General features: G+C 71.3%; 13 protein-coding genes. 2 read left to right on the top strand and 11 right to left on the bottom strand.

From position 1 onward, the window contains the following. Nucleotides 1-449 precede the first annotated feature (449 nt). Nucleotides 450-4,040: an FG-GAP-like repeat-containing protein gene (locus tag ABT070_RS38905; RefSeq protein ID WP_351767647.1), complete on the top strand. Its 3,591-nt coding sequence runs from the start codon at nucleotides 450-452 to the stop codon at nucleotides 4,038-4,040. A gap of 36 nt (nucleotides 4,041-4,076) precedes the next feature. On the opposite strand, the gene ABT070_RS38900 is transcribed toward ABT070_RS38905, so the two are convergent. The 10 genes from ABT070_RS38900 to rsmI form a co-directional block, all read right to left on the bottom strand. After that, on the bottom strand, nucleotides 4,077-4,775 hold the full coding sequence (locus ABT070_RS38900; protein WP_351767646.1) for a helix-turn-helix transcriptional regulator: 699 nt from the start codon (nucleotides 4,773-4,775) through the stop codon (nucleotides 4,077-4,079). A 265-nt stretch (nucleotides 4,776-5,040) separates the two neighbouring features. Then, nucleotides 5,041-7,203, bottom strand: coding sequence for an outer membrane protein assembly factor BamB family protein (locus ABT070_RS38895; RefSeq protein WP_351767645.1), 2,163 nt, complete (start codon nucleotides 7,201-7,203; stop codon nucleotides 5,041-5,043). Between the two features lie 85 nt (nucleotides 7,204-7,288). Continuing rightward, the gene (locus ABT070_RS38890; protein ID WP_351767644.1) at nucleotides 7,289-9,127 is read right to left on the bottom strand and encodes an outer membrane protein assembly factor BamB family protein; all 1,839 of its coding nucleotides are present in this window, start codon (nucleotides 9,125-9,127) and stop codon (nucleotides 7,289-7,291) included. A gap of 191 nt (nucleotides 9,128-9,318) precedes the next feature. Next, nucleotides 9,319-11,124, bottom strand: coding sequence for an ABC-F family ATP-binding cassette domain-containing protein (locus ABT070_RS38885; protein WP_351767643.1), 1,806 nt, complete (start codon nucleotides 11,122-11,124; stop codon nucleotides 9,319-9,321). 315 nt (nucleotides 11,125-11,439) lie between these two features. Continuing rightward, nucleotides 11,440-12,333, bottom strand: coding sequence for a 4-(cytidine 5'-diphospho)-2-C-methyl-D-erythritol kinase (locus ABT070_RS38875; RefSeq protein WP_351767642.1), 894 nt, complete (start codon nucleotides 12,331-12,333; stop codon nucleotides 11,440-11,442). Continuing rightward, nucleotides 12,330-13,274, bottom strand: coding sequence for a 16S rRNA (adenine(1518)-N(6)/adenine(1519)-N(6))-dimethyltransferase RsmA (gene rsmA / locus ABT070_RS38870; RefSeq protein WP_351767641.1), 945 nt, complete (start codon nucleotides 13,272-13,274; stop codon nucleotides 12,330-12,332). Before rsmA ends, ABT070_RS38875 begins: the two co-directional genes overlap by 4 nt. Before the next feature lie 47 nt (nucleotides 13,275-13,321). Then, nucleotides 13,322-14,809, bottom strand: a complete 1,488-nt coding sequence (locus ABT070_RS38865) for a resuscitation-promoting factor (RefSeq protein WP_351767640.1) — start codon at nucleotides 14,807-14,809, stop codon at nucleotides 13,322-13,324. A 115-nt stretch (nucleotides 14,810-14,924) separates the two neighbouring features. Then, nucleotides 14,925-15,818 (bottom strand): TatD family hydrolase, encoded by an 894-nt coding sequence (locus ABT070_RS38860; protein ID WP_351767639.1) that lies wholly within the window; start codon nucleotides 15,816-15,818, stop codon nucleotides 14,925-14,927. Nucleotides 15,819-15,859: 41 nt separating this feature from the next. Next, nucleotides 15,860-16,303: a hypothetical protein gene (locus ABT070_RS38855; protein WP_351767638.1), complete on the bottom strand. Its 444-nt coding sequence runs from the start codon at nucleotides 16,301-16,303 to the stop codon at nucleotides 15,860-15,862. 256 nt (nucleotides 16,304-16,559) lie between these two features. Beyond that, nucleotides 16,560-17,444: a 16S rRNA (cytidine(1402)-2'-O)-methyltransferase gene (rsmI, locus tag ABT070_RS38850; RefSeq protein WP_351767637.1), complete on the bottom strand. Its 885-nt coding sequence runs from the start codon at nucleotides 17,442-17,444 to the stop codon at nucleotides 16,560-16,562. Between the two features lie 96 nt (nucleotides 17,445-17,540). Between rsmI and ABT070_RS38845 the strand changes: the two genes are divergently transcribed. Next, nucleotides 17,541-19,292 carry a dolichyl-phosphate-mannose--protein mannosyltransferase gene (locus ABT070_RS38845; protein WP_351767636.1) on the top strand — a complete coding sequence of 584 codons (1,752 nt, stop codon included), beginning with the start codon at nucleotides 17,541-17,543 and terminating at the stop codon, nucleotides 19,290-19,292. Between the two features lie 637 nt (nucleotides 19,293-19,929). Here the strand turns inward: ABT070_RS38845 and ABT070_RS38840 are convergent. Then, nucleotides 19,930-22,104, bottom strand: a complete 2,175-nt coding sequence (locus ABT070_RS38840) for an ATP-binding protein (RefSeq protein WP_351767635.1) — start codon at nucleotides 22,102-22,104, stop codon at nucleotides 19,930-19,932. Between the last annotated feature and the right edge of the window lie 388 nt (nucleotides 22,105-22,492).

Here is a 22,492-nt window from a genome sequence, read left to right as displayed (position 1 = left end):
CGGCCATTGATGAGCACGAATGCTCTGGCAAATGTTCATGGAAAGTCAACAGGTCCGAGAAGGCGCGTGATTTAGCTCACCGGACGAAATTCCACAGTCCACTGAAAAAGATATGTGCAGGGTTCAATCGCTGAAAGACCAGGTCAAATACCGGTCAATGCACTGTCACGCGTGGGTAAATTGTGATCGTTTGGCGCAAGACGCCCGGGAAGCGAACTCACTGCTCAGCCCCACTGGTTAGACGTACGAGGGGACGGTCCCGCTCCGCCCCCAAGGTCACGGAACGGTAAAGGCGACCGAGCGGTGTGGCGCAATCTCCTCGGCATCGGCGATGCTCTGGTGCGCGCTTTCCGGGCGCGGAATGCGAAAAGCAGACACCCGGGTGCGGCATAGCTCATTCACAGAATCCCGGGTATTCCCGGGATTTCAGGGGGAGGGGGCGCAAGCCCATGGAACGTCGTCGCTTCGGCCTGCCCGCGTCCGGGCGCGGCCGGGCAGGGGTAGCCGCAGCGGTCGCCGGCGCGATCGGCGTCGGGCTGCTGGCCGTGCCGCTGTTCGACGATCCCGGCACCGCCGACGCCCCTTCCGGGACGAAGAAGGCCGCCGTCCGTCCGCTGGACCAGGACACCGCGCAGCGGCAGGCCGTCGCCGCGGGCAAGCGCGTCGAGGTCACCGCGATGCGGGACGAGACGTCCACGACCTACGCGCGCCCCGACGGCAGCTTCGAGCTGGTCGCCCACGGGGCGCCGGTGCGGGCCCGGGTGGACGGGGTCTGGAAGCCCATCGACACGAGCCTGGCCCGGACCGCGCGGGGCTGGGCCGCCAGGGCGACCGTCGATCCGGTGGTGTTCTCGGCGGGCGGCGGGACCGGGACCGGCGGCGGGACCGCCGGAGACGGCAGGAACGCCAAGGGTGCCAAGGCCGCCGGACACGGCAACGACGGCGGGAGCGGCGGGAGTCGCACGGGCGGACGAGGCGCTTCGGGCACGGGCACGGGCCCCGTGTCCACGTCCGTGCGGGCCGCCGTCTACACCGTCGCGCGCGGCGGTGACGCCGTGCGGGTCGCCGACGCCACCGAGGGATTCTCCAAGCTCGCCACCCTCACCAGCGGCGGCCACGAGATCACCCTGAGCTGGCCCGGCACCCTGCCCGAGCCCACGATCAGCGGGTCGAGCGCGCTGTACCGCGAGGTCCTCGACGGCGTCGACCTGATGCTGACGGCCCAGGCCGGCGGCTTCAGCCACGTCCTCGTCGTGCACAGCGCCGAGGCCGCGGCCGACCCCGCCCTCACCCGGCTGTCCTACGGGCTCTCCTCCCCCGGCCTGACCTTCCGCCTCGACCCCGTCACGAAGATCGTCACCGGCACGGACCGCGACGGCCAGGAGATCGCCGTCTCCCCCACTCCCTACCTGTGGGACTCCGCCGGCACGTACGCGGTCACCGAGGGCGCCGACCCCGAGCCGGCCGAGGAGACCGCCGAGCCGGCCCCGTCCTACTCCGAGGAGCCCGGCGCGCCGGTCGGCGAGGAGAGCGCCGCGCCCGAGGACGGGCAGGACACCGACGCGCCGACGGCGACCGCCACCGAGGACGGCGAGTCCGAGGACGGCGACACCGGCGGCACCGGCGGCACCGGCGGCACCGGCGACACCGGGGACGCCGACGCGACCACCGCCGACCCGGCCGCCTTCCGCCAGGCGCCCTCCACCGCCCTCACCGACGCCCAGGTGTTCGCCCTGCCGGGCCTCGCCGGGCCCGACCCGGGCACCCATATGGCCGTCGCCGGAACCGAGTTGAGCGCCCCGGGCGCCGCCTCCACCGCCCTGTCGATCGTGCCGGACGCCGACCTGCTGGCCGACGCGGACACCGTCTACCCGGTCTTCGTCGACCCCACGATCTACGGCAAGACGAAGAACTGGACCACGGCCTACAAGAAGTACCCGACCTCCAGCTTCTACGACGGCGCCAACTACAACAGCGGCACCACCGAGGCCCGGGTCGGCTTCGAGTCCACCACCTGGGGTTTGTCCCGCTCCTTCTTCAAGCTCGGCTGGTCCACCGACATCAAGGGCGCCAGCATCTCGTCGGCCTCCATACGGCTGCGCGAGACCTACTCCTGGTCGTGCTCCGCGCGCGAGACCCAGGTCTGGCTGACCTCCGGCATCTCCTCCAAGACCACCTGGAACAACCAGCCGGACTGGAAGTCGGAGATCGGCACCAAGTCCTTCGCCTACGGCTACAACTCCTCCTGCCCGGACTCCTACGTCAGCTACGACGCGAAGCCGGTCGCGCAGGACGCCGCGGACGGCGGCTGGTCCTCGATGACCATCGGACTGCGGGCCAGCACCGAGGACTCGGCATACGCCTGGAAGAAGTTCCGCGCGGAGGGCGACAGCGCCCCCAAGCTCACCCTCGTCTACAACCGCAAGCCGAAGACGCCGAGTTCGGTCGTCCAGTCCCCGGGCGGCACCTGCGACCGCACGACCCCCTACCTCCACATCGGCAAGCGCGACCTCGTGCTGTCGGCCGCCTCCTCCGACGCGGACGACACCTCCACCCGCCAGGACCTGAAGTACCTGGACTTCGAGCTGTGGCGGACCGGCTACGGCGACAGCAAGATCCTCGACAAGAACGTCACGGTCACCAGCGCCGGCAAGGCGTCGGCCACGGTCGCCAAATCGTCGTTCACCAACGGCTACCAGTACTCGTGGCGGGTGCGCGCGATCGACTCCAGCGGGGCCGCCTCACCGTACGCGCCGACCTCCGACCCGTACGTGTGCCGGTTCGTCTACGACAGCAGCGTGCCCAACGAACCGCTGATCACCTCCACCGCCTTCCCGGCGGCCGACGAGGACGGCTCGGTCTGGTCGACGGTGAAGTTCGGCACGTCCGGCAACTTCACCTTCGCGCCGGACGAGGACACCGACGTCACCAAGTTCCAGTGGTCGTTCAACACCACGACCTACGCGAGCAGCAAGACCGTCACCGCGGGCGCCTCGACGACCGTGTCGCTGCCGCCGCCGCTGGCCGGCCCCAACGTGCTGTACGCGCGGGCCGTGGACAGCGCGGGCAATGTCTCGATCGGCACGAAGTACCTGTTCTACGTCACCCCGCGCGACACCGCCGACGAGGCGGGCGACACCACGGGGGACGGCACCCCCGACCTGTTCGCGATCAGTTCGGGCGGCAACCTGTGGATGTACCCCTCGTCGACCGCAGGTGACCTGCACGTCGGCATGGAGGCCGCCCATGACGACGGCGTCGGCCTGCTCTCCGACCCGGACGAGGACGGCGTGGACCACGCGCCGGCCTACTGGGTGGGCGCCGACGGCACGGCGGCGCTGATCGCCCACGGCGGCGACGCGCTCGGCGCCGACGGCATCGGCGACGTCTTCGCCCGGATGCCCGACGGCAGGCTGTACGTGTACCCCGGCGACGGCTACGGCAGCGTCGACGTCTCCGCGCGCATGACCGTCCGGCTGCCCTCGGGCTCCCCGGACCCGGCGACCTTCGACCAGATCATCGTGGGCGACTACGACGCGGACGGCCGCGTCGACCTGTTCGCCACCGCCACCGGCGGTGAGATGTGGGCCTTCGAGGGCTACACGGGCGCCACGTTCCTGACGGTCACCAAGATCGCCTCCACCGCGTGGCTGGAGCGCGACCTCGTCTCGGTCGGCGACCACGACGCCGACGGCGCCCCCGACCTGCTGTGGCGCTCCGGCTCCTCCAGCCGTCTCTACCTGCGGTTCGGCGTCAAGGACAGCGCCGGCGGCTCCACCATCGCCTCCCTGTCGACGGCGGCGGCCTCCAGGACGGGCGCCGACGAGGTCTACGCCGAGGGATGGTCGACCACCACGGTGCCCACGAGCCACTTCTACGGCACCCCGGACGTCGACAACGACGGCGTCCCCGACCTCTGGGCCCTGTCCAGCGCCGGAAGCATCTACTTCTACAAGGGCGGCGCCGCCGTGATCGGCACGGGCACGGCGGTGATCAGCGCGGACAGCGCGTGGGCGACGACGAAGCTGCGCTTCGGCTGACCCGCCCGCGACTCCCCGGTACGGGGCCGGAGTTCGTCAGAACTCCGGCCCCGTACCCGTTTCCGGCCCCCGGGACATGTGCGGCAGCGGCCCCGCGCGGTCCAGCAGGCCCGTGCGGGCTGCCAGGGCCGCCGCCTCCAGGCGGGAGCCGACGCCCAGTTTCATCAGGACCCGCTGGACATGCGTCCGGGCCGTGGACGGGGCGATGCCCATGCCGGCGGCGATCAGGCGGGTGTCCTCGCCGTCGGCGACCCGGACCAGGACCTCCACCTCGCGGGGCGTCAGCATCTGGAGCAGCCGCTGGCCCTCGTCGTCCGGCTGGGCCGCCGGGTTCAGGAGTTCGCTGAACGCGCCCTGCAGCAGCGTCGGAGCCACGGCCGCCTCACCCGCCCGCGCCTTCATGATGGCCCGCTCGACGCCCTCTATGCGCTCGTCGTGGCGTACGTAACCGGAGGCGCCTGCGGCGAAGGCCGCCGCGATGCCACGGGGGCTCGGCACCGGGCCGAGCACCAGGACCGCCACCTGTGGCCGCTCCCGCTTTATGCGGACCACCGGGTCGAAGATGCCCGGCTCGGCCGGGACCGCCGTACCCAGCAGACACACCTCCGGGGCGCGGGTGATCACCAGCTCCGCCGCGCCCGCGGCCGGTGCCGCCGCGGCGAGCACCCGGTGCCCCCGCAGTTTGAGCGCCGAGGCCAGTGCCTCGGCGAGCAGTCGGTGGTCGTCGACCACCATCAGCCGCACTCCCAACGAGCAACCCCCCAGTCCCCCCATGGATGCCCACACGGACTCACACGGACCCTCGCGGACCAACAAAGGGTGCCCCCCGGCACCCCGTTCTTCATGCCCCCGGAAGCTACACGCTTGTTCGACGTTGCGCTCCCCCTACCGGTGAGAAGTGCCCCGGATCGCCGAAATTCCTCACATTCGAGGGTCATGAGCGATAAGTGAACGGCCCCGCCCCTGAGCAGGGACGGGGCCGTCACGGCGAGAAGGACGATCAGCTGCCCGTGCCGTACGCGACGGCGAGGTACTGCGGATCACCGCTCGAGAGCGAACCGTCGTCGGCGTACACCTCCGACATGAACAGGCGTCCCTGGGAGAAGAGGACCTCGGAGTACTCCGGGGACATGCTGGTCTCCAGGTCGTGCACCGCCTCCGTGGACGGGTTCTCCAGCAGCTTGGTCTCCTTGAAGGAGCCTCCGGCGATGCTGACGACCTGGCCGCCCTTGTCGTACGGCGGCCGCTTGTAGGCGATCAGGTTGCTGCCGTCCATGCGCAGCGGGTAGATCGTGTAGCCGTCGCCGGCGTCCGCGCGCTGGCCGGTCTGCTTGCCGGTGGTCAGGTCGAAGGCGATGACCTCGTTGGTCCGGCTGTAGTCGCCGGTGCCGTCGTGCTCCTCGGTCGGGACGTAGATCCGGTCGTTGCCGACGGCCAGGCCCGTGCAGGCCTCGATCCTGGTGATGCCCTCGCAGTCGGCCGCGTACTGGTCGCCCGGGACGGAGATACGGGTGCGCAGCTTGCCGGTCTTGTTGTCGATGGAGAAGAAGTCCGAGATGCCGCTGCCGTCACCGGCGCTGTCACCGACGTCGGCGGCCACCACCAGCGGGTCGCTGGACACGACGGACGCGTACTCGATGCCCGTGGCCAGCTTGTACTCGGAGATCACCTTGCCGGACACCGGGTCGATGGTCTGGATGTGCAGCTCGGGGTTGTCGTAGGCGCCGCACTTGCGGACCGCCACGAGCTTCGGGCCGCCGCCGTAGCCGGCGTCGTAGCAGGTGTCGGCCGGCTTCGGCGACCACAGCACCTTGCCGGAGTCGATGTCGAAGGCGGCGCCGCCGTTGGTGCTGCCGAGGGCGACCGTGTTCGCGCTGACCGTGACGTTGTTGAAACTGATCGGGTAGTCACCGGAGTTGACGGTCTTCTTCCACAACTGCTTGCCCGCGGTGAGGTCTATCGCCGCGACCTGGTCGCAGGCGGCCGTATCGGTGGCGCTCGCCTGGAAGGTGACCGCCGTGCGGTGGTCGTCGGTGGCGAACCTGCTGGCCTCGCACACCGGGCCGGGCAGCGGGACCGACCAGAGCTTGGTGCCCTTGTCCAGGTCGTAGCCGGCGACCTCGTTGACGCCCGTCTTCACGTACGCCTTGTCGGTCAGCCAGGAGCCCTTGACGCCGACGCTGTCGTCCTTCTTGACCACGGGCATCGGGACCTTGAAGAGGACGTTCGAGGCAGGGTCGGCCGGCACCTTCTCCGTGCCGCCGGAGGACGTGCCGCCGGTGCCTCCCGTGCCGCCGGTGCCGCCGGTGTCACCCCCGCCGCCGGTCGGGCCCGCGGTGTCCGCCTCCGTCTTCTTGCCGCTGTCGCTCGACTTCGAGTACCAGACGCCACCGCCGACGATCAGCGCGATCGCGACGACCGCCCCGATGATGATCGCCACCTGCGCGTTGAACTTCTTGCCGGCGCCGCCCGGTCCCTGCCCGGGGCCGCCGGCCTGCGGGTGCATGGGCATGGTCGGCTGCCCCGGGTAGCCGTAACCCGCCGGAGCGGTCGGATACCCCGGCTGACCCGGCTGACCCGGGTAGCCGTAACCGGGCTGCTGGCCGTACGGGGGCGTCGGCTGCTGGCCCTGGCCGTACGGGGGCGTCGGCTGCCCGCCGTAGGGGCCCGGTTGCTGCGGCTGACCATACGCGGACGGCACGGACGGCACGGACGGCGCGGGCGCGCCCGGCTGGGCCGGATAGCCGTAACCCGGAGCGGCGGCCGGAGGCGTCGGCCCGCCCGGCGCCTGCGGGTAGCCGTACCCCGGCTGGGGCTGCTGCGGGGGCCCGGACGGGGCCGGGGGCGGAGGGGTCTGCGGAGACTGCGGAGCCTGCGCGGGCTGAGCCGCCGGGGCCGGGGGCGCCTGAGGCACCTGGCCCGGCTGGCCCGGCTGGCCCGGCGGGGGTGCCTGCGGGTAGCCGTAACCCGGCTGCGGGGCCTTGGCCAGGCTGGGGGCGGGCGGCTGCGGCGCGGCGTCCTGAGGTGCCGCGTCCTTGGGCACGGCGTCCTGAGGCGGCGTGTCCTGCGGCGGGGTGTCCTGCGGCGGCTGGGGCGGGCCGAAACCGCCCTGCTGCGGCTGCTGCGGGGGCTGGTTCGGCGGTGGGGGCGGCGGCTGGGTCATGGTGTGGATACCTCGGGAGAACGCTCGGAAAGCTCGGGCGGACGGGGCGGGGACGTCGACGGGGCGGGGAAGGCGGTGGGTCGCCTCACTTGCCGTAGGCGAGCATCAGCTTCTCCTTCGTCTCGTCGCTGCCCGTCAGCCGGGTGGAGGAGAGGTAGAGGCGCCCGTCGACCCAGGCGAGGTCGCGCGAGTAGAAGCCGTCCTCGATCTCGGCCGTGCTCTCGGGAAGCTGCATCAGCGTCGTCGGCGTGTGCGCGGACCCGGCCGTCGGGATGCCCACCACCCGGCCGGCCGCGTCGTACGACGGCTCGACGTACGCGACGAGATTGCCGCCCTCGACCTTCACCGGCAGCATCGTCTCCTCGGTCGGGGACTTCACCCGCCACTTCTCCTTGCCGGTGGAGAGGTCGATCGCCACGATCTCGTTGGGACCGCTGCTCGACTCGGTCGGCAGGTAGAGCGTGTTCGCGTCGGAGGCCGTGCCCGTGCAGCCCGTGAGGTTGCGCTGGAGGAAGCCGGAGTCGCACTCGGGCGCGAAGTCCTCGTCGAAGCCGACCTGCGAGCGGTAGGAGCCGTCCGGCTTGAACGTCGCGATGTTCCAGGTGTTCTTGTCCTCGTTGGTGCTGTAGACCACCAGCGGGTCGACGGAGTACGTCTTCGCGACCGACCAGCCCTTGTCGAACTTCTGGGTCCACTTGGCCTTGCCGGTCGCCGGGTCCAGCTCCTGGATCTCGTCGTGCTCATCGGCCTCGGTCGCGTCGCAGGACGCCACCGCGATCAGCCGGGTCCCGCCCGCGAACGCCGTCGGGAAGCAGGCGTCGCCGTACTTCTGCTTGTCGTACAGCTTCTTGCCGGTGCGGACGTCGTACGCCGTGCCGGACTGCGAGCGGCCCACCATCAGGGTGTTGCCGGTCAGCGACAGCTCGATGCTGATGGCGCTGTCGAACAGCGCGCCGTCCGCGACCACGCCCTTCCAGCCCTTGGCGCCGGTGCCGAGGTCGATCTGCTGGAGCTGGTTGCACTTGGCGCGGTCGCTGGTGCCGCTCATGTACGCCACGACGACCTTGTCGTCCGCCGTCTTCTGCGGGGTGACCGCGCAGATCTTCTGCGGCAGGGCGATGGTGTCCCAGGTGGGCTTGCCGTCGCCGACGTTGTACGCGACGACCTCCTTGTACGCCGCCTTCACGGCCGTCTTGGAGGTGATCCACATGCCGGGGGCGTCGGCGCCGGAGGCGGGCGCGTCGGGCGCCTCCTTGTACCAGAGCACCTTCGCCTCGCCGGCCTTGCGGTCCGCGTTGAAGTCCTCGGTGTCCGCACCGCCGTCGCCGCTGCCGTCCCCGGGGTTCGCCGGTGCGCCGCTCGACGTGGCCTTGCCGTCGTCGCTCGGTCCGGCGACCGGCTTCTTGCCGCCCTCGTCGTCGCCCTTCGTGACCGCGAACACCGTCCCGCCGATCACCAGCAGCGCCGCCACCGCGGCCCCGACCACCAGCACGGGCCGCCCCTTGAAGGGGTTGCGCCCACCGGGCGGGGTGCCGGGCGCGCCGGGCGCGCCGGGGAACTGGGGCGGCTGCGGATAGCCGTACCCGGGCTGCTGACCGTAGGGTCCGCCCGGCTGGCCGTACGGCCCCGGCTGGGCGTAGGGGCCGGGCTGGCCGTACGGGCCCGGCTGCGGCGGCTGGCCGTAGGGACCGGGCTGCGGCGGCTGACCGTACGGGCCGGGCTGCGGCGGCTGTTGCTGCGGATAGCCGTAACCCGGCTGCGGCGGCTGGGCGGGCGGGCCCTGGGGCGGCTGCGGCGGTATGTGGGGCACGCCGAAACCCCCCTGTGGCGGCTGTGGCGCCTGCGGTGCCTGTGGCTGTTGCGGCTGGTCCTGCGGTGCTCCGAAACCACCCTGCTGCGGCGGCTGATTGGGCGGCTGAGCCATCAGCGTGTTCCCCCTATGTCACTGGTTTTTAGCCACGCCCCCAGGTCAGTGACCCGCCCGGAGCCGTCTTCAGAAAGTTCTCAGACGGCTCTTTCTATCACCCGTGACGGACGGCTCCCGGGGCCGATCCACCCCTGTTCCCAAGGGAGGACCGGCCCGTGATGCCGTCGTTATGCGCCTTCACGCACCCTTCACGCGTCCTCGGCGAGTTCCAGCCACCGCAGCTCCAGTTCCTCGCGCTCGCCCACCAACTCCCTCAGCCCGGCGTCGAGTTTCGCGACCTTCTCGAAGTCGGTGGCGTTGTCGGCGATCTGGGCGTGCAGCTTGGACTCCTTCTCGGAGACCTTGTCCAACTGCCGCTCGATCTTCTGGAGTTCCTTCTTGGCGGCGCGCTGGTCGGCCGCGCTCTTCTCGGCCACGGGCTTCGCGACGGCCGCCGGAGCCGAGGCCGCCGCGGTCTCCTCCATGCGCTGCCGGCGCTCGATGTACTCGTCGATGCCGCGCGGGAGCATCCGCAGGGCGGCGTCACCGAGGAGCGCGAAGACCCGGTCCGTGGTCCGCTCGACGAAGAAACGGTCGTGGGAGATGACGATCATCGAGCCGGGCCAGCCGTCGAGGAGGTCCTCGAGCTGGGTGAGGGTCTCGATGTCGAGGTCGTTGGTGGGCTCGTCGAGGAAGAGGACGTTCGGTTCGTCCATGAGCAGGCGCAGGATCTGCAGGCGGCGGCGCTCACCGCCCGACAGGTCACCGACCGGCGTCCACTGCTTGTCCTTGTTGAAGCCGAACGTCTCGCAGAGCTGCCCGGCGGTCAGCTCGCGCCCCTTGCCCAGGTCGACGCGCTCACGCACCTGCTGGACGGCCTCCAGGACCCGCAGACCGGGATCGAGCTCGGCGACCTCCTGGGAGAGGTAGGCGAGCTTGACGGTCTTGCCGACGACGACCCGGCCGGCCGCGGGCTGCACCTCGCCCTCGCTGCGGGCGGCCTCGGCCAGGGCCCGCAGCAGGGAGGTCTTGCCGGCGCCGTTGACGCCGACCAGGCCGATGCGGTCACCGGGGCCGAGGTGCCAGGTGATGTGCTTGAGCAGCACCTTGGGACCGGCCTGGACGGTGATGTCCTCCAGGTCGAAGACCGTCCTGCCGAGGCGCGAGGACGCGAACTTCATCAGCTCGCTGCTGTCGCGGGGCGGCGGCACGTCCTTGATGAGCTCGTTGGCGGCCTCGACGCGGAACCGCGGCTTGGACGTCCGCGCGGGCGCGCCGCGGCGCAGCCAGGCGAGCTCCTTGCGGACCAGGTTCTGCCGCTTGACCTCCTCGGTCGCGGCGATGCGCTCCCGCTCGGCGCGCGCGAAGACGTAGTCGGAGTAGCCGCCCTCGTACTCGTGCACGTCGCCGCGCTGCACGTCCCACATGCGCGTGCAGACCTGGTCGAGGAACCAGCGGTCGTGGGTGACGCAGACGAGCGCGGAGCGGCGCTCGCGCAGATGCCGGGCCAGCCAGGAGATGCCCTCGACGTCGAGGTGGTTGGTCGGCTCGTCCAGGACGATCAGGTCCTGCTCCTCGATCAGCAGCTTGGCGAGCGCGATCCGGCGACGCTCACCGCCCGAGAGCGGACCGATGACGGTGTCCAGTCCCTGCGGGAAACCGGGCAGGTCGAGCCCGCCGAAGAGCCCGGTGAGCACGTCCCGGACCTTGGCGTTGCCGGCCCACTCGTGGTCGGCCATGTCCCGGATGACCTCGTGCCGTACGGTCGCGGCCGAGTCGAGCGAGTCGTGCTGGGTGAGCACGCCCAGGCGTACCCCGCCGGAGTGCGTGACCCGGCCGGAGTCCGCCTCCTCCAGCTTGGCGAGCATGCGGATCAGCGTGGTCTTCCCGTCGCCGTTGCGGCCGACGACGCCGATCCGGTCCCCTTCGGACACGCCGAGCGAGATGCCGTCGAGCAGCGCACGGGTCCCGTACACCTTGCTGACGTTCTCGACATTGACCAGATTGACGGCCATTACTCTCCTGCGCATCGGGGTCGGTCAGCCTTCTAGCCTACGGCCTGGCGGGTGAGGGGCCGGGCGCGAGGGGGCGGTCACTCTTCGTGATGACGCGATTGGGACCGGGCCGCCGCCGTGGCGGACGGGCAGCGGGATCCCGTCCATGGGAGGAACCATGACCGCCGGGTCCGCAGGGCACCGCGTCCGGTGGCCGGTGCCGGCGCAGGACGGCTGCACCGTGGACGACCTGTGCACGCTGCCCGGTCTCCCGCCGCGCACCGGGCTGATCGGCCTGACCTCGATCGACGCTCTGCGAGCCGCGGGGCTACGGCCTCAGAGGACCGTCGCGCCGGGTACCGGCCCCGCCGCCGCCCGCACCGCCCGGCAGGTCCCCGACGCCCGCAGCGCGTCCGCCACCTTCTCGGCCGACCCGGCGTCCCGCACGAGGAACGCCGTGGTCGGGCCCGAGCCGGAAACGAGCGTGGCGAGGGCGCCGGCCGTGCGGCCCGCGGCGAGGGTGCCGGCGAGTTCGGGGAAGAGCGACAGCGCGGCCGGCTGGAGGTCGTTGGAGACGGTGGCCGCGAGGGCGTCGGGGTCACCCCCGGCCAGGGCGTCGAGGAGGTGCCGGGAGGGCACCGGCTCGGGGATGTCACGGCCCTCGGCCAGCCGGTCGAACTCCCGGAACACCGACGGGGTCGACAGCCCCCGCCCGGCCATCGCGAACACCCAGTGGAACGTGCCGCCGACCTCCAGGGGCGTCAGCTTCTCGCCGCGCCCGGTGCCGAGAGCCGTCCCGCCGACCAGGCTGAACGGCACATCACTGCCCAACTCGGCGCAGATCTCCAGGAGTTCGTCACGGGTGGCGCCGGTGCCCCACAGTGCGTCGCAGGCCAGCAGCGCGCCCGCGCCGTCCGCGCTGCCGCCCGCCATGCCCCCGGCGACGGGGATGTCCTTGGCGATGTGGAGATGCACGTCGGGCGTACGGCCGTACCGCTCGGCCAGCGCGATCGCGGCCCGCGCCGCCAGGTTCGTACGGTCCAGGGGGACCTGGCCGGCGTCCGGGCCCTCGCAGGTGACGCGGAGCGCGTCGGCCGGGGTCACCGTGACCTCGTCGTAGAGGCCGACCGCGAGGAAGACGTTCGCCAGGTCGTGGAAGCCGTCCGCGCGGGCGGCGCCCACCGCGAGCTGCACGTTGACCTTGGCGGGCACCCGCACGGTGACGCTCACTCGGAGTCCTTCCGCTTCGGGGACGCGAGGGAGGCCCGGGAGGGGAGGGAGGCCGGGGATCCGGCGGACGTCTCCCGGTCCGGCGCGGCCTCGGCGATACGGGCGAACTCCTCGACCGTGAGGGCCTCGCCGCGCGCCTGCGGCGAGACGCCGGCCGCCACGAGTGCCTCCTCCGCCCGCGCCGCGGAGCCCGCCCAGCCGGCGAGCGCGGCCCGCAAAGTCTTGCGCCGCTGGGCGAACGCCGCGTCGACGACGGCGAAGACCTCGCGCCGCGACGCCGTGGTCCTGATCGGCTCGGTCCGCCGCACCAGCGACACCAGCCCGCTGTCCACGTTCGGCGCGGGCCAGAAGACCTTGCGCCCGATGGCGCCGGCCCGCTTGACCTCGGCGTACCAGTTGGCCTTGACGGACGGCACGCCGTACACCTTCGAGCCGGGCCCGGCGGCGAGCCGGTCGGCGACCTCCGACTGGACCATGACGAGGGTGCGCTCGATGCTCGGGAAGGTCTCCAGCATGTGCAGCAGCACGGGCACGGCCACGTTGTACGGCAGGTTCGCGACCAGCGCGGTCGGGGCGGGGCCGGGCAGTTCGGTCACCCGCATCGCGTCGGAGTGCACCAGCGCGAAGCGCTCCGCGCGCTCCGGCATGCGCGCGGCGATCGTCGCGGGCAGCGCGCCGGCCAGGACGTCGTCGATCTCGACGGCCGTGACCCGGTCGGCGGTCTCCAGCAGCGCCAGGGTGAGGGAGCCGAGCCCGGGGCCGACCTCGACGACCACGTCGTCGGGCCGGACCTCCGCGGTGCGGACGATACGGCGGACCGTGTTCGCGTCGATCACGAAGTTCTGACCGCGCTGTTTGGTGGGCCGCACGCCGAGGACCGCCGCCAGCTCACGGATGTCGGCGGGGCCCAGAAGGGCGTCGGGGGCGGGGCTGGTGCTCACGGGACAAGGGTACGGGGGCGCACGGACACCGTCCGCCGCCGCACCTCTCACCCGTGCAGCCGCGTCCCGCAGTGCGGCCAGGGACTCGCCCCGCGTCGCACGTACAGCTTCTTCGCGCGGAGCGTCTGTTCCGCCGCCGGGGCGTCCTGGGGCCGTCCGCTGCCGCCGAGGCTCTGCCAGGTGCGGGTGTCGAACTGGTACAGCCCGCCGTACGTGCCCGAGGGGTCGACGGCGTTCGGCCGGCCGCCGGACTCGCAGACCGCGAGGCCCTGCCAGTCCAGGCCGTCGGCGCCGCGCACGGACGCCGGCAGCGGCTTCGTCCCGACCTTCACCACCTGATCGCGCGGTTCGCGCACGATCTCGTCGCGGATCCGCCGCGGTGTCTGCCGGACGCCGTTGACGGTGCGCAGGGAGTACGTGATCCGCCGCAGGCCGGGCCGTCCGGCCCGCTCCACCACCTCCGTGCCCTTGAACAGCGAGGAGTCGTCGGTACGGCGCACGTCGTACGGGATCGCCTCCTCCCGCACCTCCTTGGTGCCGGTGATCCGCAGCACGGTGACCGTCTGCCCGTCGCGCGGGAAGCTGCCGGACGCGACGGACGTGGTGTCCTGGCCGCGCAGGGTGATGCCGGCCGCGGCCACCGCCTCGCCCACGGTCGCCGCGTTGGTGCGGACGGTGCGGGCCCGGCCGTCGGCCATGACCGTGACCGAACGCTCGGTGCGTACGTCCAGCGCGAGCCCCGCACGTCCGATCGGCCGGGAGCGCGGTACGGACATGTAGGCGCCCTCCGCGCGCACCCCGAGCTGCTGGAGCGCCTCCTCCACGGTGTGCGCCGTCGTCCACACCTCGTGCCGGTGGCCGTCCAGGGTGAGCCGGACGGGCCGCCCGTACTGCACCGCGATCTCGTCGCCGCTGGCGAGGGCGGTGCCGGGGGCGGGCGCCACCACGTCGTGCGCGCCCACCCGTACGCCTTCCTCCGCGAGGAGTTCGGTCACGTCGTCGGCGAAGGTGTGCAGCGTGCGCGGCTTGCCGTCGACGGTCAGCTCGACCGCCTTGTCCTCGGCGACGAAGGCAGTGGTGCCGCCGGCCAGGAAGGCGACGACGAGTGCCTGCGGGACCAGCCGGCGGATCGTGGACTCCGGGCGCTCGGCGGAGCGCGTCCTGCGCCGACGCGCCGCCCGCCCCACATCCGGCCCCGCGTCCTGCCGCGGCAGCGGCGCCTGCCGGGGAAGCACCGGCCCGGTGAGCTGCACCGTCTCGGCGTACGGTCCGGCCCCCGCGAGCTGCACGGTCTCGGCGTACGGAGTGGTCCCGGCGAGCCGGTCCGGCTCGGCGAACTGGATCGGTTCGGGGAGCTGGAGGGTATCCGGGGGCCGGGGCGGCGCCTCGTAGGCCTCGTACGCGGGCCGGTACGTGTCGTCGTACGTCCCGGGCGCCGCGTACACCCCGTACGCGATCGTCTCGGCGTTGTGCAGGTCGGCGTACGACCCGCCACCGCCGTACGGCTCGTACTCGAAGTACTGCGAGTTGCTCACGCCGACACTCCAGGGGAGGGGTCCGGATCGGGCCCCCAGAACCTAGCGGAGCGACGGTCACTCTCCAAAGTGGCACGGCTACCGAGAGTTGTGTTCGACGGGTGTCGGGCGCCGCTCAGTAGCCGAACGCGCGTGCGGTGTTCGCGGCGAGAGCGGTGGCCAGGGTGTCCTCGTCGATGTCCCGTACGGCCGCCATGGCGCGCACCGTGACCGGGATCAGATACGGGGCGTTGGGCCGTCCGCGGTAGGGCGCCGGGGTCAGGAAGGGGGCGTCGGTCTCCACCAGGAGCAGCTCCAGCGGGGCCACGGCGACGGCGTCCCGGAGGCTCTGGGCGTTCTTGAAGGTGACGTTGCCGGCGAAGGACATGAAGTATCCGGCGCGGGCGCAGATCTCGGCCATCTCGGCGTCGCCGGAGTAGCAGTGGAAGACGGTGCGCTCGGGAGCGCCCTCCTCCTTCAGGACCCGCAGGACGTCGGCGTGGGCGTCGCGGTCGTGGATGACCAGCGCCTTGCCGTGCCGCTTGGCCATCTCGACATGGGCGCGGAAGGACCTCTCCTGGGCTTCCTTGCCCTCGGGGCCGGTGCGGAAGTAGTCGAGTCCCGTCTCGCCGACGCCCTTGACGTGCTCGAGCGCGGCCAGGCGGTCGATCTCGGCGAGCGCCTCGTCGAGCGCCTGCGCGCCGCCCGGCGTCCGCGCGCCCTGGCGGGACCAGCCTCCCTCGGGGTCCCCGTGCACGATGCGCGGCGCCTCGTTCGGGTGCAGGGCGACCGCGGCGTGGACACTGTCGTGCGCCGCCGCCGTCTCGGCCGCCCACCGGGAGCCCCGTACGTCGCAGCCGACCTGGACGACCGTCGTCACACCGACCGACGCGGCTTTCGCGAGGGCCTCCTCCACCGTGCCCGACTGCATGTCGAGGTGGGTGTGGGAGTCGGCGACCGGCACCCCGAGGGGGGCCGGAAGCGGCGGCGCGGCGCTCTTGTCGGCGTTCTTGTCGGCGTTCGAAGGCATGCCCCGATCCTACGGAAGGGGCACGCCCTCCCTCCGGCCGGCTAGCTCGCCCTGCGGAACGGGTGCAGAAGGTCGGACAGGTGCCAGTGGTGCTGCTGCGGCACCTTGGAGTGCGGGCCGGAGTGGGCGTCGGAGTGGGCGTCGGACGGCTCCTCGGCCGCCGCGACCGGCGCCTGGACCGGACCCGCCGGGGACGCCTTCTGCGGACGGGCCGCACTGAGCACCGACGAGACCTGCCCCGCCCGCATGATGCGCACGACGTGCCCGTCGCAGTTCTGGCACGCGGGGCGGCTCAGCGGCGACGGCACGACGCGCCCGTTCGCCACGTAGAGGACGAACTCGTGACCGTCGGCGTCGGTGTGGTGCTCTATCTCGAAGGCCTGCTCCCAGCCGTGCCCGCAGCGCATGCAGGCGAAGGAGTACGACTCGTTGACGACGGCGCTCGCGCCGCCGCGGAGGCCGGTCTGCCCTGTGATCTCACTCATGACCGCTCCTGTGGTCCGCCGGTGGGACGGTTCGAGTCCCGTCATCCAGTGGACGCCTCGCCCGGAGCGAATGCACTCGACCTGTGCACTGTTGAAGCCGATTTGGGCGTCCCTTGCCACAACGCCCGGCGCCCTTTGCCCGCACATGGGGCGCACGCTCAGACGGCATGCGCCCTGCTCAGAGGGGGTGTGAGCCCCTTCACCCCGCCCGGGCAACAACCGTCACACCGTCACGGCCCACCGTCACAGCCCACCGTCACGGGCTTTCCGCCGACGGCGGTCGCAGCTCCCCGGCGTTCTTCGCCGCCACCACCGCGTCGAACACCTCCCGCTTCGGCAGCCCGACCTCCGCCGCCACCGCCACGATGGCCTCCTTGCGGCGCTCGCCCGCCTCCTCGCGCACCCGCACCCGCCGCACCAGCTCCGCCGCGTCGAACTCCTCGGGACCGCGCTCGGCCGCCCCGGTGACGACGACGGTGATCTCGCCCCGCACGCCCTCGGCCGCCCACTCCGCCAGCTCGCCGAGCGGACCGCGCTTCACCTCTTCGTACGTCTTCGTCAGCTCCCGGCACACGGCGGCCCGCCGGTCCGTGCCGAACACCTCGGCCATCGCGGCCAGGGTGTCGTCGAGCCGGTGCGGGGCCTCGAAGTACACGAGGGTCCGGCGCTCCTGCGCGACCTCCCGCAGCCGGGACAGCCGCTCCCCCGCCTTCCTCGGCAGGAACCCCTCGAAGCAGAACCGGTCGACGGGCAGCCCGGACAGGGCCAGCGCGGTGAGCACCGCGGACGGGCCGGGGACCGCGGTGACCCGGATGTCCTGCTCCACGGCCGCGGCGACCAGCCGGTACCCGGGGTCGGAGACCGACGGCATCCCGGCGTCCGTGACGAGCAGCACCCGCGCGCCGCCCACCAGCTCCACGACCAGCTCGGGGGTACGGGCGGACTCGTTGCCCTCGAAGTAGGACACGACACGCCCCTTGGGCGTCACCCCGAGCGCCTGGGTCAGCCGCCGCAGCCGGCGCGTGTCCTCGGCGGCGATCACGTCGGCACCGGCCAGCTCCTCGGCGAGCCGGGGCGGGGCGTCGGACACGTCACCGATGGGAGTACCGGCAAGAACGAGGATTCCGGGCGTAGCTGTCACGTTTCCATCCTCGCAGGGCCGGACCCCGCTCGATCGACCAGGCCGGTTAGGGCCCATGCACGGGACTCGCACAGACCTGTTCCCTACGATGGCGCGGTGACCAGTACCGCGTCCTCCATGGACTCCACGGACTACCGGCAGGGCCGGACGCCGCCCGACCAGCGGCCGTCGTGGCAGCAACGGCTGCGCCGTTTCGGATACACAGCGGAGCCGTCCGCCGACGTCCGGGAGCGGCTGGTGCCTCCGTTCGCGCAGCCCAGCCCCCGGTTGTGGCAGGCGCTGGGCCTTCCGCCCGTGTGGGCGGACCGGATCGGGCGCTGGTCGTCCTGGGGCGGTCCGCTGCTGGTCACGCTGCTGGCGGGCGTGCTCCGCTTCTGGCACCTGGGCAGCCCCAAGGCGGTGATATTCGACGAGACGTACTACGCCAAGGACGCGTGGGCGGTCGTCCACCGCGGGTTCGAGGTGAACTGGGACAAGAACGCCAACGACGTCATCCTCTCCTCGGGCGGGCACGTCACGATCCCGACGGACGCGGCCTACGTCGTGCATCCGCCGGTCGGCAAGTACGTGATCGGGCTGGGCGAACTGCTCTTCGGGTTCGACCCGTTCGGCTGGCGGTTCATGACGGCGGTGCTCGGCACGCTCAGCGTCCTGCTGCTGTGCCGGATCGGCCGCCGGATCTTCCGCTCCACCTTCCTGGGCTGTCTGGCGGGCGCCCTGATGGCGGTCGACGGGCTCGCCTTCGTGATGAGCCGCACCTCGCTGCTCGACGGCGTGCTGATGTTCTTCGTACTGGCGGCTTTCGGCTGCCTGGTGGTCGACCGGGACAAGGCACGCGAGAAACTCGCCGCCGCGCTCCCACCCGACGTGGACGGCCGCTACCGCCCCGACCCGCACATCGCCGAGACCACCCGCCTGGGCCTGCGCCCCTGGCGCTGGGGTGCGGGCCTGATGCTGGGCCTGGCCATCGGCACGAAGTGGAACGGCCTCTACATCCTGGTCGCGTTCTGCCTGATGGCGGTGTTGTGGGACGTCGGCTCGCGCAAGGTGGCGGGCGCCCGCCGCCCGTACCTGGCGGTGCTGAAGCGCGACACGGGCTTCGCGTTCCTGGCCACGGTCCCGGTCGCGCTGGCCACCTACCTGGTGTCCTGGACCGGCTGGATCCTGTCCGCCACCGACGGCAAGGGCGGCTACTACCGCAACTGGGCGGCCACCGACGGCAAGGGCGGCAACTGGACCTGGCTGTTCCCCGACTGGTGGCGCAGCCTGTGGCACTACGAGCACGAGGTCTACGAGTTCCACACCCACCTCACCTCGCCGCACACGTACCAGTCGAACCCGTGGAGCTGGCTCGTCCTCGGCCGCCCGGTCTCGTACTTCTACGAGTCCCCCGCCCCCGGCAAGGACGGCTGCCCGACCGACGCCGGCGAGAAGTGCGCCCGCGAGGTCCTCGCGATCGGCACCCCGCTGCTGTGGTGGGCGGCCTGCTTCGCGCTCGCCTACGTCCTGTGGCGCTGGCTCTTCCGCCGCGACTGGCGGGCGGGCGCGATCGTCTGCGGCATCGCGGCCGGCTACCTCCCGTGGTTCATGTACCAGGAACGCACGATCTTCCTCTTCTACGCCGTCGTCTTCCTGCCCTTCCTGTGCCTGGCGCTGGCGATGATGATCGGCGCGCTCGTCGGCCCACCGGGCTCCAGCGACACCCGCCGCGTGGCGGGCGCCACCGGCGCAGGCGTCCTCGTCCTCCTCATCGCCTGGAACTTCATCTACTTCTGGCCCCTGTACACCGGCCAGGCGATCCCCATCGACGACTGGCGATCACGAATGTGGCTCGACACCTGGGTCTAGCCCCGCCGACCCGTCACGATGCCCACGACGAACATTCAGTCGTCGTGGGCATCGTTGGCCGTCGACGACCTCTCCGGGCCGCCCCAGGGACTTTCGGAGCCCTCTTCGGCCGGCAGATGACCGAACCGGGCCATGCCCTCTTCCCTGGGGTGGTCCACTTGTGGTGAATGCCAGATGTGAGAGGCGGTGCAGCGTGGATCCGGTGTCGGTGGGGTTGCTTGCGGCGTTGGCGGGTGGCGCCGGCGGGGAAATAGGTCGGCAAGTGTGGGCCGGCCTCGGTTCACTGGTGCGGCGTCCCTTCCGAGGAGCCGAGGACCCTGGTGCTCCGACAGTGAGTTCGGGTGAAGCCGAACTGGCGCGACTGGTTCGAACGCCGGGCGATCCGACCCAGGCTCAGGCGCTCAGTACCGTGCTGGCGGTACGGGCGGCCGTGGACGCAGACTTCCACCTGGCGCTACAGCGATGGCATGAGCAGGCGAAGCTCGTTGATACGGGTGCCGGTGGCACGCACAACGCCATCAGCGGAGGCACTTTTCACGGGCCGGTGCTGCAGGGCAGGAACTTCTCCAGGAACTCGTTCGTCACTGGATCCGCCCCTGCGTACCTTCCTGTTGTCCCGCCCGAGCCACCGGGCGCCTCATAGGCGGGGAAGCGGAGTGGTCAGCGGGACCACGGGACGGGAGACCTGCATACGGACGCGGGCCGCGCCGTCGTTGTCCAGCAGCCCTTCGTAGAGACGGAGCGCGTTCCGCCAGTTCTCCAGTGCCGAATCCTTCTGGCCGACCTCGTACGTGGCGGCCCCCAGGGTCTCAAGGATCCACGCCTCGCCAGGGTGGTCCCCGATGTCACGGGAATTGCCGAGCGCCTGCCGCAGGCAGTGGATCGCCTCCGGTAATTTACGCTGCCGCAAAAGGGCATAGGCCAGCCGGGCGAGAGCAATACCGAAACCGAAACGGTCACCCGTCTCGCGGAACACTTCGGCGGCGTCTCTGCAGTAAGGCACCGACTCCTCGAACCTGTTCAGCCGCTGGTAGGTCGATCCCATGCTCTGGAGAGCGAATGCCTCCGCATTGCGGTGACCGATCCGCCGGGATACGCCCAACGCCTCTCGGAGGTGGGCGAGGGACTCGTCGTACCGTTCCAGAGCGGCGCAGACGCTCCCCAGATTGACCAATACGATCTCCCCTTCCTGGCCCAGCGACCGATAGCCGTCGAGGGCGCGGCGCTGATGCTCATACGATTCCTCGAAACGGCCCTGGTAGTAGTAGGCGCCGCCGATGCCCCGGTTCAGTTCGGCCTCCGCCTGAGAGTCGTTCACCGACCGGGCGGCGGCAAGACCGGCCGTATGCGTGGCGACCCAAGCACGGAAGAGGTTTCGGCGCTGGAAATACGGTTGAAGTACCACAGGCAGCCAACAAGCCACGTCGTCGCGACCTTGCTCTGCGGCTTGCCCTATCGCCGCCTCCACGTTGGCCAGTTCGGCATCACACCACGCCAACGCCTCCTTGTGACCGGTGAACACGGGAGCGGAAGCAGGTGGGAGGCCGAATGCGGAGGGCAACATGAACGGGGTCCCGGGTCGGCCGACCGTGAGCACGGTCCTGGCCGCCGAGGTGGCGTGCAAATACCACAGGAGTACTCGCTCCACGGCCTCCTTACGGGCCACCTCCGACTCGTCCGCGATGGCGCGCTCACCGGCGTAGACCCGCAGCAGGTCGTGGAATCGATAGCGGCCGTCGACGGGTTCTTCGATGAGGTGCACGGCCGCCACTCCGTCGACAAGCCTGCGCGTGGCGACCGTTCCCGTACCGCTCAGCGCCGCAATGGCGTCGATGGACATGTCAGGACCGGCATGCAGACCCAAGAGTCTGAAGGTACGGGCAAGTTCAGGGCGAAGGGCGCGATACGACCAAGAGAACACGTTGCGCACCGCGGTCACCTCGTCGTCGCCGGTAGCCATGACGTCCAGCCGGTTGTCTTCACCGGCGAGAGTCTGCGCGAGTTCGGCAAGCGGCCTGCGCGGATGTGCCGCCAGATACTCGGCCGTGATCCGCAGCGCCAGTGGAAGGTGCGCACAGAATTGGGCGATGCGCGTGGCCGCTTCCGACTCGGCGGCAACGCGGTCCGGGCCGACGATCTTGCCCAGCAGCATGCTCGCCTCATCCGGGGCCAGCAGATCCAGGTCGACTCGGAACGCATCGTCACGGGCGACGAGTCCAGCCAGCCGACTACGGCTTGTGATCAGGACCAGCGGCCCCCGTGAACCGGGCAGCATGGGTCGCACCTGCTCGGCGCTGTTGGCGTTGTCGAGAACGATCAGCATCCGCCGCCCGTCCACCAGCGTGCGGAACATGGCCGCCCGCGACTCGACCTCCCGCGGGATACGTTCGGGCGCCGTACCCATGGCGGTCAGAAATCCATCGAGCACGTCCCCGGGCCGAAGCGGCCTGCTCGGGCCATATCCCTGAAGGTTCACGTACAGATCCCCATCAGGGAACCGATCCCTCACCCGATGCGCCCAGTGGACGGCGAGCGCCGTCTTCCCGACGCCCGCCGCCCCCGCGATAGCGGAGACAATCATGGTGACGGACCGCGATGTCGACTCGTCGAGCAGCGAGTCGAGGGCCGCCACATCACGGCGCCGCCCCGTGAAGCAGGAAACGTCACGCGGCAACTGACGAGGCCTCGACATCTGCACCCCGCCGGAATGCAGATGGATCGTGTTGCCTTGGAAGTCCCGCCCTTGTACAGCACCCGCACCCACGCCCGACACCTGATTACGCGTGCCGTCCCCCGGTAGCGAATCTCGCACCAGTCCCCCTCGCCGGATATCGCCCACTCAGCATGCTGTTCCTGCCCATCCCACCCACAACACTCCGCACCGTGCAAGACCGCACCGCGGCCGCGCCCGGGCCCACTCCGCCTCCGGCCGCGTGCCCATCCGCACACAGAGGCGCGCTGCACAGCGGCGCCAAGGCTGCATACACAGCCCTGGCCGAAGGCGGACGGCACGCCCGATCGACCTTCATCGGCCGACATGCGGGACTCCTGCGGCGTCACACCGACAGACAGGCCATCCCGGTCGGCGACCGGCGTTCACGTATGTGGCTGGATACGTGGGTCTAACGATTGCGGCAACTCGCGCCCCACGTACCACCCTTTCCGCTTACTGTGAGGCTGAGGGGATTTTTCTGAACGCG

Source organism: Streptomyces sp. NPDC002884, from assembly GCF_040295245.1.
GTDB lineage: Bacteria > Actinomycetota > Actinomycetes > Streptomycetales > Streptomycetaceae > Streptomyces.
The sequence above is the reverse complement of the archived record's forward strand: the minus strand, read 5'-3'. Positions and strand labels throughout refer to the sequence as shown.

What these genes read in the sequence shown, in the direction of transcription:
- ABT070_RS38855 (WP_351767638.1), bottom strand. Translation starts at nt 16,303, where the DNA reads ATGAGTGAGATCACAGGGCAGACCGGCCTCCGCGGCGGCGCGAGCGCC.
- ABT070_RS38890 (WP_351767644.1), bottom strand. Translation starts at nt 9,127, where the DNA reads ATGGCTCAGCCGCCCAATCAGCCGCCGCAGCAGGGTGGTTTCGGAGCA.
- ABT070_RS38905 (WP_351767647.1), top strand. Translation starts at nt 450, where the DNA reads ATGGAACGTCGTCGCTTCGGCCTGCCCGCGTCCGGGCGCGGCCGGGCA.
- ABT070_RS38895 (WP_351767645.1), bottom strand. Translation starts at nt 7,203, where the DNA reads ATGACCCAGCCGCCGCCCCCACCGCCGAACCAGCCCCCGCAGCAGCCG.
- ABT070_RS38860 (WP_351767639.1), bottom strand. Translation starts at nt 15,818, where the DNA reads ATGCCTTCGAACGCCGACAAGAACGCCGACAAGAGCGCCGCGCCGCCG.
- ABT070_RS38885 (WP_351767643.1), bottom strand. Translation starts at nt 11,124, where the DNA reads ATGGCCGTCAATCTGGTCAATGTCGAGAACGTCAGCAAGGTGTACGGG.
- ABT070_RS38900 (WP_351767646.1), bottom strand. Translation starts at nt 4,775, where the DNA reads ATGGTGGTCGACGACCACCGACTGCTCGCCGAGGCACTGGCCTCGGCG.